This is a genomic window from Acinetobacter albensis (genome assembly GCF_900095025.1).
Lineage (GTDB): Bacteria > Pseudomonadota > Gammaproteobacteria > Pseudomonadales > Moraxellaceae > Acinetobacter > Acinetobacter albensis.
The window spans coordinates 55736-72601 of record NZ_FMBK01000014.1; the positions used below are offsets into that span (position 1 = coordinate 55736).

General features: G+C 37.5%; 15 protein-coding genes. 8 read left to right on the top strand and 7 right to left on the bottom strand.

Features of this window, described 5'->3' with window-relative positions; all coding sequences use genetic code 11:
* Positions 1-21: 21 nt before the first annotated feature.
* The 5 genes from rfbB to GA0116959_RS12055 are packed head-to-tail and all read left to right on the top strand — an operon-like array spanning position 22 to position 4422.
* Positions 22-1095, top strand: a complete 1074-nt coding sequence (gene rfbB / locus GA0116959_RS12035) for a dTDP-glucose 4,6-dehydratase (protein WP_092720883.1) — start codon at positions 22-24, stop codon at positions 1093-1095.
* Complete coding sequence (gene rfbD, locus GA0116959_RS12040) at positions 1092-1985, top strand: dTDP-4-dehydrorhamnose reductase (protein ID WP_092720918.1); 894 nt, start codon at positions 1092-1094, stop codon at positions 1983-1985. Before rfbB ends, rfbD begins: the two co-directional genes overlap by 4 nt.
* On the top strand, positions 1982-2866 hold the full coding sequence (gene rfbA, locus GA0116959_RS12045; RefSeq protein WP_092720884.1) for a glucose-1-phosphate thymidylyltransferase RfbA: 885 nt from the start codon (positions 1982-1984) through the stop codon (positions 2864-2866). The genes rfbD and rfbA overlap by 4 nt, the downstream gene beginning before the upstream one ends.
* Positions 2863-3432, top strand: coding sequence for a dTDP-4-dehydrorhamnose 3,5-epimerase (rfbC, locus tag GA0116959_RS12050; protein WP_092720885.1), 570 nt, complete (start codon positions 2863-2865; stop codon positions 3430-3432). Before rfbA ends, rfbC begins: the two co-directional genes overlap by 4 nt.
* Positions 3433-3447: 15 nt before the next feature.
* Positions 3448-4422, top strand: a complete 975-nt coding sequence (locus GA0116959_RS12055; RefSeq protein ID WP_092720886.1) for a CgeB family protein — start codon at positions 3448-3450, stop codon at positions 4420-4422.
* Between the two features lie 698 nt (positions 4423-5120).
* On the opposite strand, the gene GA0116959_RS12060 is transcribed toward GA0116959_RS12055, so the two are convergent.
* The 4 genes from GA0116959_RS12060 to GA0116959_RS12075 form a co-directional block, all read right to left on the bottom strand.
* Positions 5121-5981: a lysophospholipid acyltransferase family protein gene (locus tag GA0116959_RS12060; protein ID WP_092720887.1), complete on the bottom strand. Its 861-nt coding sequence runs from the start codon at positions 5979-5981 to the stop codon at positions 5121-5123.
* A 192-nt stretch (positions 5982-6173) separates the two neighbouring features.
* Positions 6174-6395 carry a hypothetical protein gene (locus tag GA0116959_RS12065; RefSeq protein WP_053579628.1) on the bottom strand — a complete coding sequence of 74 codons (222 nt, stop codon included), beginning with the start codon at positions 6393-6395 and terminating at the stop codon, positions 6174-6176.
* A gap of 120 nt (positions 6396-6515) precedes the next feature.
* A complete protein-coding gene (aspS, locus tag GA0116959_RS12070) occupies positions 6516-8300 on the bottom strand; it encodes an aspartate--tRNA ligase (RefSeq protein WP_092720888.1) in 1785 nt (594 codons plus the stop codon).
* Between the two features lie 165 nt (positions 8301-8465).
* Positions 8466-9230: a DUF4184 family protein gene (locus GA0116959_RS12075; RefSeq protein ID WP_092720889.1), complete on the bottom strand. Its 765-nt coding sequence runs from the start codon at positions 9228-9230 to the stop codon at positions 8466-8468.
* 143 nt (positions 9231-9373) lie between these two features.
* On the opposite strand from GA0116959_RS12075, the gene znuD reads away from it, so the two are divergent.
* Together znuD and GA0116959_RS12085 are read left to right on the top strand one after the other, a co-directional pair.
* A complete protein-coding gene (znuD, locus tag GA0116959_RS12080; RefSeq protein ID WP_092720890.1) occupies positions 9374-11458 on the top strand; it encodes a zinc piracy TonB-dependent receptor ZnuD in 2085 nt (694 codons plus the stop codon).
* A 106-nt stretch (positions 11459-11564) separates the two neighbouring features.
* Positions 11565-13028, top strand: coding sequence for a phospholipase D family protein (locus GA0116959_RS12085; RefSeq protein ID WP_092720891.1), 1464 nt, complete (start codon positions 11565-11567; stop codon positions 13026-13028).
* 83 nt (positions 13029-13111) lie between these two features.
* Here GA0116959_RS12085 and GA0116959_RS12090 read toward each other — a convergent pair whose 3' ends face one another.
* Positions 13112-13570: a hypothetical protein gene (locus tag GA0116959_RS12090; protein ID WP_092720892.1), complete on the bottom strand. Its 459-nt coding sequence runs from the start codon at positions 13568-13570 to the stop codon at positions 13112-13114.
* Positions 13571-13767: 197 nt separating this feature from the next.
* Here GA0116959_RS12090 and GA0116959_RS12095 point away from each other — a divergent pair, with 197 nt between their 5' ends.
* Complete coding sequence (locus tag GA0116959_RS12095; protein ID WP_092720893.1) at positions 13768-14271, top strand: RcnB family protein; 504 nt, start codon at positions 13768-13770, stop codon at positions 14269-14271.
* An 81-nt stretch (positions 14272-14352) separates the two neighbouring features.
* On the opposite strand, the gene GA0116959_RS12100 is transcribed toward GA0116959_RS12095, so the two are convergent.
* Both GA0116959_RS12100 and GA0116959_RS12105 read right to left on the bottom strand, forming a co-directional pair.
* On the bottom strand, positions 14353-14850 hold the full coding sequence (locus tag GA0116959_RS12100; protein WP_053579635.1) for a phosphate-starvation-inducible protein PsiE: 498 nt from the start codon (positions 14848-14850) through the stop codon (positions 14353-14355).
* Positions 14851-15014: 164 nt separating this feature from the next.
* The gene (locus GA0116959_RS12105; RefSeq protein ID WP_092720894.1) at positions 15015-16796 is read right to left on the bottom strand and encodes an acyl-CoA dehydrogenase C-terminal domain-containing protein; all 1782 of its coding nucleotides are present in this window, start codon (positions 16794-16796) and stop codon (positions 15015-15017) included.
* Positions 16797-16866 lie beyond the last annotated feature (70 nt).

The window sequence follows — 16866 nt, forward strand, 5'->3', positions numbered from 1 at the left end:
AAAACTCTGAATTGGTGTTGTATGAAATATTTAATCACAGGTGGTGCGGGCTTTATTGGTTCGGCCGTAATTCGTCATATTATTCACAATACTAATCATGAAGTATTAAATGTAGATAAACTTACCTATGCAGGGAATTTAGAGTCTCTTATTTCAGTATCTGAAAATCCACGTTACCAGTTTAGTCAAACTGATATTTGTGATCGTTCAGCGCTAGATCAAATATTTAATGAATTTCAGCCAGATGCAGTAATGCATTTAGCTGCTGAGTCTCATGTAGATCGTTCGATCGATGGTCCAGCAGCCTTTATTCAAACTAATATTGTGGGAACTTATACACTTTTAGAAGCAACCCGAAAATATTGGTTAGCTTTAGATGAACATAAAAAGCAAAGTTTCCGCTTTCATCATATCTCTACCGATGAAGTTTATGGCGATTTGGAAGGAACCACTGATTTATTTACCGAAAAAACTTCCTATGAACCAAGTTCACCTTATTCTGCAAGCAAAGCCAGTTCAGACCATCTGGTTCGGGCTTGGAATAGAACCTATGGTCTACCAACGATTGTGACCAACTGTTCGAATAATTATGGACCTTATCATTTTCCAGAAAAACTGATTCCTTTGGTGATTTTGAATGCCCTAGAAGGTAAAGCCTTACCTATTTATGGCAATGGCCAACAAGTGCGTGATTGGTTATTCGTAGAAGATCATGCTCGTGCCCTTTATAAGGTTGTGTCTGAGGGCTTGGTTGGGGAAACGTATAATATTGGCGGACATAATGAAAAAGCCAATATTGAAGTTGTCCAATATATTTGTGAATTACTCGAAGAATTAATTCCAATTAAGCCAGAAGGTATAGCGAAATACGAAGATTTAATTACGTACGTAAAAGATCGTCCAGGGCATGATGTTCGTTATGCAATTGATGCGAGTAAAATAAAGAATGAACTTGGATGGGTGCCACAAGAATCTTTTGAAACAGGGTTAAGAAAAACGGTAAATTGGTACTTGAATAACTCTGAATGGGTTGCACATGTACAGAGCGGTGAATACCAAATATGGGTGAACAAGCAATATCAGGTACAATTATGAGAATCTTGTTGCTTGGGAAAAATGGCCAAGTGGGATGGGAATTGCAACGTTCACTTGCTCCTTTAGGTGAAGTCATTGCATTGGATCGCCACGGCCATAATGGTTTACAGGGTGATATGTCTAAACCAGAGGCAGTTAAGCAAACTATTTTAAAACTTAAACCAGATATTGTTGTGAACGCAAGTGGTTATACGGCAGTCGACTTGGCAGAAACTGAACAAGATTTGGCAAAACAGATTAATTTTAATGCAGTACAAAGTATTGCAGAAGCTTGTATGAAAATAGAGGCTTTGTTGGTTCATTACTCAACAGATTATGTATTTAGTGGGCAAGGAAATTCCGCTTTTTTAGAGTCAAGTGAAGTTGATCCCATTAATATGTATGGAAAAACTAAAGCCCAGGGTGAACAGGCTATTGTAAGTTCAGGCTGTAAATATCTTATTTTTAGAACTTCATGGGTGTACGCAGTAAAAGGGAAAAACTTCTTGAAAACTATGCTGAATTTAGCTCAGCAACGTGAAGAGTTATCAATTATTAATGATCAGATTGGAGCACCGACTTCAGCTGAATTAATTGCAGATGTTACAGCTCAAGCAATTCGTGAAGTAACAAATGAAAACTCTAAAATCGGTATTTATCATTTGGTTGCAGGTGGAGAAACTTCTTGGTTTGATTATGCAAACTATGTGTTTGAACAAGCTAAATTGGCAGGTGTTGAACTTAGGATCAAAAAAGTAAGTCCAATCCCTACAACGGCTTACCCAACACCAGCAAAAAGACCATATAATTCAAGACTAAATAACCAAAAACTTCAAAGCACTTTCCAGTTAATCTTACCAGAATGGAAATTAGGTGTACAAAGAACATTAACGGAGTTATTGAACAAATGAGTTTAAACCGTAAAGGTATTATTTTAGCAGGCGGTTCAGGTACACGTTTACATCCCATTACCAAAGGGGTTTCAAAACAATTACTACCTATTTATGATAAGCCCATGATTTATTATCCGCTTTCTGTGCTCATGTTAGCGGGTATTCGTGAAGTACTCATTATTTCTACCCCAGAAGATTTACCAAATTTTGAGAAATTATTAGGCGATGGCTCACAATTTGGGATCGAACTGAGTTATAAAATACAACCTTCTCCAGATGGTTTAGCTCAGGCATTTCTTATTGGTGAAGAATTTATTGGTCACAGCTCAGTCTGTCTTATTTTGGGTGACAATATTTATTATGGTCAAAGTTTTGGTAAACAATTAGAAGCTGCAAATAGTTGTGAGCATGGTGCTACAGTATTTGGCTATCACGTAACAGATCCTGAGCGTTTTGGTGTTGTTGAATTTGATTTAGCAGGAAAAGTGCTGAGTATTGAAGAAAAACCAACTCAACCAAAATCACAATACGCAGTGACAGGACTTTATTTCTATGATAACCGAGTGATTGAATTTGCGAAACAAGTGAAGCCTTCTGCACGCGGTGAACTTGAAATTACAGATATTAATAATGCGTATCTGAAAGATGCTTCATTAAACGTGGAGTTATTGGGCCGTGGTTTTGCATGGCTAGATACGGGAACTCATGAGTCATTATTAGAAGCAGGTCAGTTTGTCTATACGATTGAAAAAAGACAATCTTTAAAAGTTGCATGTTTAGAAGAAATTGGTTTTCACCAAGGTTGGATTTCTAAAGAGCAACTTACTGAAAGTGCTGAATCGTTAAAGAAAACTGAATATGGAGAATATCTCTACAAATTATTGGAAGAAGCAAAGTGAAAGTGGAAACGACCAAAATTGAAGGGTTAGTAATTCTTCATCCAAGTGTATTTGGAGATGATCGTGGTTGGTTTATGGAAAGTTTTAATCAACAATATTTCGAGCAAGTATTAACTGAACTCAATTTACCAATCCCTACTTTTGTACAAGATAATCATTCATTATCCCAAAAAGGGGTTTTACGTGGGTTGCATTTTCAAACAGCACCCTCTGCACAAGGAAAACTTGTACGTGTAGTTCAAGGAAAAGTTTGGGATGTAGCTGTTGATATTCGTCCTGATTCTAAAACTTACGGTCAATGGGTTGGGGTTGAATTAAGTGCTGAAAATAAAACTATGTTCTGGATTCCAGAAGGTTTTGCACATGGTTTTATTGCACTGGAAGATAATACTCAATTCCTTTATAAAACAACCAACTATTATAATAAAGAAAGTGAAGGTGCAATTATTTGGAACGATCCCACACTTGCGATTGATTGGCCACTGCAGCAAGTAACTGAAGTATTAATTAGTGAAAAAGATCGAGGAGCGCTCAATTTTCAACACTTATTGCAAGTTGAGCTTTAAGGACACTACAATTAGATGGCAAATGTTTTGAAGTCTTGGGAAACAAAAATTGTTAAACAGATATTCAATCTGTTAAATTATTTTATCAGTATAAAAAGCTTTTTTTTGAAAAATTCAAAATCAAAAAAAAGCTTTATAATTATGACATTACCTCATACGCTTTATATTGCAAATAGTTTGAAAGTTATTTTAGAAAATAAAGGTTTAAATACTGCTATTGAAATTAAATCAAGACGTAAACTTTTTTCGCATGACTTTTATATTGTGATTTGTCCGCAAGAATTTAAATATTTACCACCACCCAAAAAAAGAATTTCTTTACAAATGGAACAATGCGTAAGCAATTGGTTTGATGAAAAATATATTGATATTTTGAAGGATTCTATACAGGTATGGGATTATTCAAAACGAAATATTAATTATTTAAAGCAACATCATATTGCTATAGATAAGATATTTTACATACCTGTAAGTGGAATTCATAATTATCGAAATTTTTTGGAACATGAATATGGGCAGCCATTAACTCAACAGAAAACGACAGATTTTTTATTTTATGGAAATGTAAACTCTCCACGGCGGGAAAAATTATTAGATAGCTTATCAAAACATTTTAGTGTCAAAATTGAAAATAATTTATATGGATATGAAATGTTAAATGCTATTTGTAATTCAAAAATTGTTGTGAATATTCATTTTTATGAAGATGCTTTATTAGAGACGACACGAATTTTCGAGTGCTTATCCTTGGGTGTAAAAATTTTATCAGAATCTAGTACAGACATTGAAGATTATGAATATTTAAATCAATCTAGCCAAATCGCTTTTTTTAAAATTAGTGATGTTAATGATATGCTGAAACAAGCAGAAATATTATTAAAACAAGTTAATGATAAAGAAGATGATTGTGTAAAACAATCACAGAAAATTTTAGATAGTAATATCAATTTAGCTTTAAGTAAAATTATTCCGTCTTTTATTGACTCTTAGAAAGAGGAGAATTTATTAGAATTTTAGTTTTCTACCATTTTTCTGATAAGCATGATTTGACATGCTCAATATATTTGACGAAATTAAGTGAGTACATTCATTAACTTTATTATCACATTAGCGCATTGCTCTATAAAAAATTTGATATTTTCAGCTTCAGCAACATTTAATTTTTTTATTGGGCTTAAGCGATTTTTTTCTAAACGGTTAAAGCAGATTTTTATAAAGAAAAAGTTGCTGAGCTACAGATCTGTGAGGCTGTATCAATATGATTAGAGAATTGTACATATATTAAAAAAATTATCATTTTTAAAAATATGTTTAATTAACTCATTGAAATATTTTTATTTAAAGAAGTGAAATCATGTTCAATAATTGCGATAGGATCAGACTTTACTTAATACATAACTTCATTAAATTATTGGCTATGTAATACGTCTATTTTTTATCTGTATTTCTTTTTTGTACATAAAAATTAAGCCAACAAAAGTAATAATAATGTTATTCACGTACAGCTGTAAAATAAGTTAATTGTTATCAGGTATAAATAGGTTTTTTACTAAAATATAATATATTTATAAAACAGTCATACCTAAAATTTTGAATGGGAATACCTAGAGCGAGGTTAAATTCATTATATTAAATAGATTAATATTTATACTATTTTTCGATCATGTGAATAAAACTTATTCCTGATTTTAACGGTAGACATTGATATTGCCATAACAATTACGAAACCGTTTATATCCCCATAAATATTGTTCAGGTGCAAGATTAATCATTTTTTCCAACTCCTTATTTAAACTATTTACAGAGGTTTGTAGATCTCTAGAAAGAATATCAGAGGAGAGTGGTCTGCAATGGACATTAAATCCAGAAGTGTGATTACGAATACAACTGAGTCCAATGATATTGCATTGGGTTTTACTGGCTAATTTTGAAACCAGTGTGGTTGATAATGTATTTTGATCAAAAAAATGAGAATAAATACCGCCCGATTCTTTCGGTAGATGATCGGGTAGTATTACAGTCAAGCCGCCTTGTTTAAGGTGCTTAAATATTGAACGTACACCATTTTCATCGGTTGGCACGAGGGTCGCATTCAGTCGTTGGCGTGCTTCTAACATAAAGCGATCAAGGCCTTTGTTTTTATTCGGTTTATACATGATCATCGGAGAGGCATACTGATTAAGCCATGCATTTAAAAGCTCCCAACAGCCAAAATGCGCAATTACCACAATTACACCTTTTTTATTAGCCAGAGCTTCAGTAAAGTACTGTTCGCCATAAATATTTTTGAACAAAGCTAGATTATATTCAGCTGGCATACCCCAACATTTAATCGACTCAATATAAGTCATACACTGGCTTTTTAAGCTGTTTTTGATCAATATTTTATATTGCTCAGCGTTTAAATCAGGATAAGCCAATTGCACATTTATACGTGTAGTGCGTTTTATAGAGGATTCAAAGCTATTGAGTAAAAGAGCAAACCAAGAAGCAATAAGCTGTAACAGAGAAAGAGGAAGTAATGCGACTAGCTTTAATAAAAAATACATAACAGCGCAACTCATTTATATTGAATATCATTATAAAAAGAATAATTCTGGAAAGAGTTTTGTCGCATGAATGCGGCTGCACCATTTCTAAAGCATAAAAAATGGGGTTAAAAGTCTTGAGAACAAAATAGAGAAATAAAGTATAACCATTAGGCAATAAGATCAGGTTAACCTAATGGTATAGAGAAAATGTTATTTAGCTTTATCAGCATTACCTTTTAAAACCATATAAATCAAACTAACGAAAATAATTAAGGCGCCACCTAAACTACTGACACAAAAGTATAAAATTCGTTGATTAGTGTCTATATTAAATAAACCATTGGCTAGAATGTAACGCATAAATAACCACTGAGCGATAGCGAATATCATTAATACAAATGCACGACGACGAACAGCAGGACGCATAGCCATAAGGTTTAGCTCACACCAAAGGAGAAAATAAGACGCTATTATGCCACTCTCGCTGTTCGATCTCAACGCAATAAAAAAACCCCGCATTTTGCGAGGTTTTTTTAATAAAAGAATACGTTATTATTTAGTGTCTTCTGCTTTTGGTTTTTCACGTAAGCGAATACCTAAATCACGTAATTGATTTGCTTCAACTGGCGCAGGCGCTTGAGTTAAAGGGCATTCCGCAGTTTTAGTTTTAGGGAATGCAATCACATCACGAATTGAAGATGCACCGGTCATAAGCATTACAAGGCGGTCAAGACCAAATGCCAAACCACCGTGTGGAGGCGCACCAAATTTAAGTGCGTTTAATAAGAAGCTGAATTTTTCTTCTGCTTCTTCTTCATTGATGCCAAGTGCTTCAAAAATTGCTTTTTGCATTTCAAGATTATGAATACGTAAAGAACCACCACCAACTTCAGTACCGTTCAATACCATGTCATAAGCTACAGATAAAGCTGCGCCTGGATTGCTCTTTACTTCATCAACACTTGATTTAGGAAGCGTGAATGGGTGATGTACAGAAGTCCATTTGCCATCATCTGTTTCTTCAAACATTGGGAAATCAACAACCCAAAGTGGCGCCCACTCACATGTTGCAAGCTTCATGTCGTGACCGACTTTAATACGTAAAGCACCCATTGCATCGTTTACGATTTTCGCTTTGTCTGCACCAAAGAACACGATGTCGCCATTTTCAGCGCCAACACGTTTTAATAGATCGAGTACGATTGGCTCGATGAATTTAACGATTGGCGATTGTAAGCCTTCGATACCTTTTTCAAGTTCGTTAACTTTAATATAAGCCAAGCCTTTCGCACCGTAAATGCCCACGAATTTAGTGTATTCGTCAATTTGACTACGTGGAAGTGAGCCTGCGCCTGGTACGCGAAGTGCAACGATACGACCTTTAGGATCTTTAGCAGGGCCTGCGAATACTTTGAACTCAACGTCTTGCATCATGTCTGCAACGTCTACAAGTTTCAAAGGAATACGCATGTCTGGTTTGTCAGATGCATAGTCACGCATTGCATCGTTATATGTCATACGTGGAAATTTATCGAAATTCACGTTTAGAAGTTCTTTGAACATCTTAACGGTTAATGTTTCCATTAAATCCATGATGTCATCGTCACTCATGAACGATGTTTCAACGTCGATTTGGGTGAATTCAGGCTGACGATCAGCACGCAAGTCTTCATCACGGAAACATTTAGCAATTTGATAGTAACGATCGATCCCGCCCACCATCAACAACTGTTTAAACAATTGTGGTGATTGTGGAAGGGCATAGAAACTACCGTTAGAAACACGGCTTGGCACTAAATAATCACGTGCACCTTCAGGCGTTGCACGAGTCAAAATAGGCGTTTCAACATCTAAGAAACCATTGTCTTCGAAGTAGTTGCGAATCAGGTTGGTCAGTTTAGAGCGGAAACGTAAACGATCTAACATTTCTGGACGACGAATGTCCAAGAAACGGTATTTCAAACGAATTTCTTCTGAAATATTGGTATTTTCGTCATTCAATGGGAATGGCGGAGTTTCAGAAGCAGCCAAAACTTCAATGTCTTTGCCCAATACTTCAATTTGACCACTGACGATATTTGCGTTTTCAGTACCTTCGTAACGACGACGTACGCGGCCTGTAATTTTTAATACGAATTCTGAACGTGCTTTGTCTGCAGTTGCAAAAGCTTCTGGGGTATCTGGGTCGATAACCACTTGAACAACACCATCACGGTCACGCATGTCAAGGAAGATGACACCACCGTGGTCACGGCGACGATGTACCCAACCGCATAATGTAACGGTTTGGTCAATTTGAGCTTCGGTTAAAGAACCGCAGTAATGAGTGCGCATCATAGCGTTAATAATCCAACTATATGGGTTAAGGAAGCGAATACGTAAACAGCGCATCGCCTAAAAATAATGTGAGATTATGCCTCTTTGGACATTTTGTCACAACAAATAGATGTAAAAATACAGCTAAATTGGCAAGATTAAGGGTTTAAAACAAGATTTTGTGGATTAACCCAAACGACGGTCACGGTCAAAAAATAAGAACATCAAACAGCCCAAGCTAAACACGATTAATGCTGCTTGGCTAAATTCATTAATCGATTTTCCCGTAAAAAAATACAGATTGGATTGCCAAACTGCTGCGGAGAAATAGCGTGCATAATCCCAAGCAGAAAAACAACCCGCTATAACAGTAAAAAACAATAAAATGACCGCAAAAGTTTTGACCTGAGGACTGACTGGAAAATGCTGCTGATGTCGTCGGTAATACTGCATAGACATCCACAATAAAAAAGGTAAAGCCAAAATTGAGCTGCCGATTTGAAAAATAAGATGTACAGGATAGGTTTGGCCAAACAAAACCATGTTCTGACTTAAAAAATCTTTAAAGGCAAACGTTCTAAAGTCAACATGGGTCAAGCCATCCCAAATAATATGCGTGGCGGTACCTACAACAATTGCCACCATTACACCAAGTGAAAATTTAATCGCGCTGCAAACACTCTGAATACCCAAATCGTGTTGTATACCTAAAAAACGATACAAGACAGGTCGATAGAGCAAATACCATACCAAACAAAAGCTTAAACCAATCCATAGGTTTGGATGGATCATTGAACGCCAAAGGTGGTTGTGCCCCCCTTGATCATGACTAAATAATCGAATTAAATCCGGCACCATACAACCAATAGCCAGAGCAGCAATCGGTAAAATATTGCCTGTTATTTTAGAAAGCGGAGGTGCAAGTACAGCGTGAGATAAAGTAAAAGGCATCTAAACTCTTTAGATTTGAATCGTGATTGAGTGGGTTAAAATGTAGTTTAGTTCAAGCATAAGAAAAGGAATGTTTTTTATTGCAAAAATAATGAAATGTTATACTATAACACTAATTAAAAATGTAGCCTTGAGTCTGTTCCATGCGCCTCCACAAGAATTTTATGACCTTATCTATTTTTGCAGTTGTTGCACCTTCTGTTTTTGCCGATAGTTCTGCTCAGAATCAACAATTAGAAACCATACAATTACAAGCACACCCTTTGGTTCAATCGGCTGCAGATTTTGCTGTTGCAGATCATGTTGTAGAGCATCAGGTTTTAACTGAGCGTGGAGCGACCATTGGCGATGCTTTAGCCGATGAGTTGGGGGTCTATTCTAATCAATATGGTTCGGGTTCAAGTCGACCCGTAATTCGAGGTCAAGATGGGCCAAGGGTAAAAGTTCTACAGCATGCCTCAGAAACGGCCGATGTTTCAGCTTTATCTCCTGACCATGCTGTAACAGTCGATCCAATTTTAGCCAAACAAGTTGAAATTATTCGAGGGCCTTCAACTTTATTGTATAGCGCAGGCACAGTCGGTGGTTTGGTTAATGTCACGGACAATAAAATTCCGACTCAAATGCCAGAAAAAGGTATCGAGGGGCAGGCAGGGTTTCGTTATAACTCTGGCAGTGATGAAAAATTAGCCAGTGCTGGTGCCACTGTGGCTTTGGGTCGTCAAGTCGCACTACGCGTAGAAGGGTCTAAACGCGATGCCAACAGTTATATTGTACCGAATTATTTTCATGAGCATGAGGGTGAGTTAGAAAAAGAGCGTCGCATGGATAATACTTTTGCGAAAGCTGAAACGGTAAATGTGGGCTTGTCTTGGATTCATGATCGAGGTTTTACAGGCATTTCTTATAGTAACCGCCAAGATCAATATGGTTTACCAGGCCATAGTCATGAATATGAATCATGTCATCCTCATGATAATCATTTGCATTGTGATGGGGATGACGGTCACGATCACAGCGACGAACATGACCATTCGGCGCATGACGAGCATGACGAGCATGAACATGATCATGCTGGGCCGTGGGTCGATTTAAAATCTGAGCGTTATGATTTCCGTACCGAGTTAAATGATCCCTTCGCAGGTTTTCAGAAACTGCGTGCACATGCCAGTTATACTGACTATAAGCACGATGAGGTTGAAGAAAATGCAGTCATGACCAACTTCAAAAGTCAGGGTTATGATGCACGTTTAGAATTGGTGCATAACCCCATCGCGAATTGGGAAGGTGTGATTGGGACACAGTACAATCAACAAAAACTGGATATTACGGGTGAAGAATCATTACTGGACCCCACTAAAACCCAAAAATGGAGCTTGTTTGCTTTAGAACATAAGCAATTTAATGATGTACATGTGGAGTTGGGTGCACGTTTAGATCAACAAAAAATTGAAATTGATTCTAATCAAAAAGACTTTGATGATTATGGCTTCTCTTATTCAGGTGCTGTGAACTGGGCATTTGCACCCGATTATAAATTGTCATTGGTGGGTTCACATCAAGAGCGTTTACCTTTAGCGCAGGAGCTGTATGCCAATGGTAAACATTTTGCGACCAATACCTATGAACGGGGCAATGAAAACTTAACTGCGGAAAAATCGAACAATCTTGAGTTGGGTCTGCATTATGAACAAGATAAGTTAGACTACCATGTGCATATTTATCACAATTGGTTTGATAACTATATTTATGCAGCAACTACAGATCGTTATGAAAACTTCCGTTTAGTCGATTATACCCAAGATAAGGCAAAATTTTATGGGGCAGAAGCACAAGCGTCTTATGCTCTAACAGATGTGTATAAATTGAGTGTGTTCGGTGATTATGTGCGTGGTAAAATTGACAGTGAAAATGCACCACGCGTTCCTGCTGGTCGCCTAGGAACCAAAGTCAATGCGAGTTTTGATGATCGTTGGTCAGGTTTGGCTGAATATTATCATGTGTTTCAGCAAGAGAAGATTGCCAGTTATGAACAAGAAACAGATGGCTATAATATGGTCAATGTAGGCGTTTCTTATACAGGGCAGTATGCTAAAAACAACGACTATCGTGTCTATTTTAAAGCCAATAATTTACTGGATGATCAAGTCTATTCACATGCTTCATTCCTGTCGAATATTCCGCAAGTAGGACGTAATTTCACTGTAGGATTAGAATTTGGTTTTTAAGTTTAGTCATATCAAATAGCATGACTTTAAGTTGAAATCACAGAAAAGCGCTTGAAAAAGAAAATCATAAAACCTAGTCTGATACTATTGGATTAGGTTTTTTGTTATGCGTATTTTTCAGCGAATTCATCAAAAATTAAATTGGTCACGTCGTCGTTATGTGAGTGTGATTGTCGGCTTACTGGCTTTGGGTTATCTCTCTTCAGCCCTTTATCATACGTATAAACCTTTGCCTGAAGGTTTAAACTTTAAAGGCAAATTGCGGCATGCAGAAGTCAAATTTATTGCAGATCAAACTTATTTGGATGCGCAAGGAAAACAACAACAAAATCATCATATTTTTAATGAAATGTTAAACCTGATTGACGCAGCGCAAACGACCATTGTGCTTGATATATTTTTATTTAATCAAGAAGTCGGTGAGTCAAATCTGAGCCATCGGCCATTGGCTCAGCAGTTAACAGACGCCTTAATTTTAAAACGTAAAGTACAACCCAATATTGATATTAAGGTGATTACAGATCCAATTAACTCCGTCTATGGTGGTGTGGCTCCTGAACATTATCGTCAGTTACGTAAAGCGGGTATTGAAGTGATTGAAACTGATCTTAGACCCTTACGTGCATCGAATCCACTATGGTCTGGCTTATGGTATATCTGCTGTCAAGACATCGGTAATAATGCTGAAAAAGGCTGGCTTGCCAATCCTTTTGGTCATGAAAAAATTACTTTAAGAAGTTATTTAAATCTCTTTAACTTTAAGGCCAATCACCGTAAAACGTTGGTGGTTGATACAGAAGAAGGTTGGAAAACTTTAGTCACTTCTGCAAATCCACATGATGGTAGTTCACGTCATTCTAATGTGGCCTTGGTGGTTGCAGGCAATACCGCGATTGATGTATTGAAAACTGAACAAACGGTGGGAAGAATGTCTAAAGGTGACATTCCAATGGTGGTTGTCGGAGAGTTTGAAGCTGAAGCCTCTTTACCTCAAGTTCAAGTATTGACTGAAAAAGCGATTTATGAGGCCACTTTAAAATTAATTGAAACAGCGCAACCGCAAGATCAGATTGATCTGGCCATGTTTTACTTATCTGAACGTCACATTGTGAAAGCTTTAATTGCAGCACATCAACGTGGGGTAAAACTTCGAGTGTTATTAGATCCCAATAAAGATGCATTTGGACGTCAAAAAAATGGCATTCCCAACCGTCAAGTGGCGTCTGAATTACATGCTGCTGGTGTCGCTGTGCGTTGGTGCAATACTCAAGGAGAACAATGTCACAGCAAAATGATCATCAAACATGATGCACAGCAGGCAGAATTAATTTTAGGTTCAGCTAACTTCACTGCACGTAACCTGAAAAATTATAATTTAGAAACTGATTTCCGTGTGATCGGAACATCGAAAGCGCAGGTTTTTAACGATGCTAATCAATATTTTAATACCGCTTGGTCAAATTTAGACGGTAAAAATATGAGTGTGGAATATCGCACTTATGCAGATGAATCGAAACTTAAATATACGCTTTACCGCTTTATGGAATGGAGTGGAATCTCTACGTTTTAAAGATCAATTACGCTATAAACATAAAGAAAACCCCTCTTTCAAAAAGGGGTTTCAAAAGGTGATTCATTGGATCAAAGGTTTGATTATTTTGCAGGCTGTGGATGAGGTGGAATCAGTTTATCCAAATCCGCATCTTTCATTTTATCCAAATCGGCCAAATCAGTTTTAATTTTCCATTGCTTTTGATCTTCAACAGGCTGCGGTAAACGTGCTTCGAGCCAGTCACACACTATGTCAGGGCTAAAGTCAGGATGATTACATTGAATCACCCATGCTAAAAAATCTTTCGCGTCACCATTCATGTAGGGTGGAGGAGATACGGGGAGGAATTGTGTAGGTAATCGTTCATTTTTAGAAATGTAATTCAGAACATGCCCCAGTTCTTGAACCGTTTGCCAAGCAAATGGATGTTCAATATTAATCTGAAATTTAAACCACCATGCATGCTGACCATCTGACCCATAAGCATCAATTAAAGATTCTTGTACGCTGGGCACTTTACAAAAAAATTGATGGAGGCGATCAAAACTTAAATCAGTCACGCTGTGTAGTCCAGTAATAAAAACAAGAGGTAAGTATAAACCCGATCTTTGGCGTGATGTATATAAGGATGAAATTATATAAAATTTTCATTTACAAAACGTTGCACTAGATGGTTTTTTATTCAATTTTTATTCTCATCTTCGGCTTAAAATAGATGTTAAATAAATGATGTGATCAATAAGGTGTGGAGGTTGTTATGAAAACTGCAACTTTAGCGATACTGAGTGGGATGATACTTTTAGGGGCATCTTTACAGGCTCAAGCAGAAAATCAGTGGTCAAAGTATCAAGGGGTTGATAGCAAAAAATATCAGCACAAACCTAGTTATCCTCAAAATCCCTATCCACGGAATAATTATCCTACACATGATTATCAGCAAAATAGCGCTCCATACAGCAATAATTTACAACATCATCGCCCTTATCCTCAACCATTCGCACGCCCGTATCCATCTCGCCCACGACCGAATTATTCTCCAACCATCCAAAATGGCGTGAGTATTCAATATCAGGCACCAACCATCATTAACCAACACTCTCAGAGTTATCATTGGGTGAATGGTGACCCCAATACAGCCCGAATTGAGAGTTCAAATGCGATTTTAATTACAGATTGGCAACGTTTAGGTTTACCTGCACCACCGACAGGCACCTATTGGACTTATGAACAAGGCCGCTATGTTTTGGTGCCCAATCGTTAGTCCTGATCGGGCATTTGCCTTTTTATCTCCAGCATAAAAAGCATTGGTGTTTAACGTATTCAGCCAAATGATAAGCCTAGATTATGCCAACTCATCATCTTGTGGACGCGGTGTTTTCGCTTCAACCAAGGGTTTTTCACTATGCTTATCTCGAATGACTGAGGGGTAATTCCAAGATGCAAAGCGCACCACTAAAATGGCAAAGGCAAGAATTAAAATTGAGCCAGTAATAATTACCAAATCCATATCAGCTTTATGGTCGTGCTGGATGTCTGAAATCAGCAAACGGGTGAGTGCTGTAATAGCGACATAAATCAAAAATCGTACCGGCATATGATTGGTTTTGAAATAAATTCCGACCATTGCTCCCAGTTCTAAATAGATAAATAATAATAAAATGTCATCAATAGTGGCATATTGTTTGACGGTTAAAATATCAATAACGGTATGAACAGCTGACCATGCCACCATACAACCAATAATAAATAGGGCGATATAATGAAAAGTTTCGACGGCTAAATTGCCTAATTTATCGAGGAATGTTTCAATCATTTCAACTTTTGGATTTCGCTTCGTCATAGTTTATTCACTTGTGTATTACACCATTTATATTCATTAAAACGCATGCAAATTTCATGCACATGAATACCAGACAATAAAAAAACATCATTCAACAGGAGGTGGAGGACGAATACGCGCAATAAAAAACGCCTGCATTTGCAGGCGTTTGATGTCATCTTATTTTAAGATTGGTTTGTGAAGTAGTCTTCAGAGAAGTTCATAATGACTTCTGCGCCCGCTTTTACTTTATGAATGCGCATATCCAGTTCAGGCAAAATACGTTGTACAAAATATTGTGCAAGCGCCAGTTTATTTTGATAAAAATCACCTTCTTTGGCTTGAGCAGCATTCGCAATTTTTGCAAACATATAAGAGAAGCTGAGAAGACCGACCGCGTGTAAATAATCTACTGCGGCTGAATTCGGAAACTCGGCATTTTCACGCGCAGCTTCGATAATATACTCAGTTACGGCTTCAACTTCAGTTGCTGCATCAAGTGTCGCATCTTTAATAAAGTTAAGTGTTGCATTTAAACCATTGGCAAAATCGCGAATTTCAGTAATATATTCCGCTATAAAAGTACCACCGCATTTAATGGTTTTACGACCAATTAAATCTTGCGATTGAACGCCATTGGTTCCTTCATAAATTTGTGAAATACGAAGGTCACGTACACATTGCTCCATTCCCCATTCACGAATATAACCATGTCCACCAAAGACCATTTGTGCATCAATGACTGCATCAAATGCGGTATCAGTTAAATAGGCTTTGGCCACTGGCGTCAGCAGTGCTACACGATTATTTGCAGCTTTTACCGCTTCGGCATCAGTAGAGAACTTGGTAATATCCAGTTGTTGACCGACATAAACGGCAAATGCACGCGATGCTTCATTATTCGCTCGTGCATTTAACAACATACGACGCACATCGCCATGTACTAAAATGCTATCTGCTGCTTTTGCAGGAGATTTAACCCCAGTTGCACTGCGTCCCTGAATACGGTCAGTGGCATACTGTGCTGCATTTTGATACGCAAATTCAGATGCACCTAAACCTTGAAGACCCATAGATAGACGTTCGTAGTTCATCATCACGAACATGGCAGCCAAACCTTCATTTTCTTTACCAACAAGATAGCCTGTTGCACCATCAAAGTTCATCACGCAGGTCGCGGAGGCTTTAATCCCCATTTTGTGCTCAATAGAACCTGGACCTGCCGCATTGCGTTCCCCCACAGTACCATCTGCATTGACGATAAATTTAGGCACGATGAATAAGGAAATACCACGTGAACCTGCAGGTGCATCAGGTGTTTTTGCAAGAACTAAATGAATAATATTTTCAGCTAAATCATGATCTCCACCTGTAATGAAGATTTTAGTTCCTGTAATCGCATAAGTACCATCAGCATGAGGTTCAGCTTTGGTTTTGATAATCCCCAAGTCAGTACCTGCATGAGGTTCTGTTAGGCACATCGTCCCCGACCATTCACCTGAATAAATTTTCGGCAAATAGGTTTGTTTTTGTTCTTGAGATGCATAACTATTTAATGCCATACCTGCACCGACAGAAAGCAGTGGGTAGAGCAGAAAAGATGGATTGGTCGCGAATAGCATTTCATCAGCAAGCACAGTCAGCATTTTTGGCATGCCTTGACCGCCCCATTCTTCATCTGCACCTAAACCAATCCAGCCGCCATCTGCATATTGTTTAAAGGCTTCTTTAAAACCAGCAGGTGTAGTGACCTGACCATTTTCAATTTTTGCGCCTTCTTCATCACCGCTTCGGTTCAGTGGTAAAGTCACATTTTGTGCAAACTTTGCCATTTCTTCAAGAATAGCTTCAGCTGTTGCTGCATCTAGGTGAGCAAGGTTTTCATTGGCTTGCCAGAATTGCTCTGCATTAAAAACATCATTTAGGATAAATTTCATATCTGCAAGCGGTGCATTATAAATTGGCATTGTTTTTTACCTATGTTGTGCGTGTACTAAATAATGAATAAAACGCAATGTCACGTTGTATCGAATGACA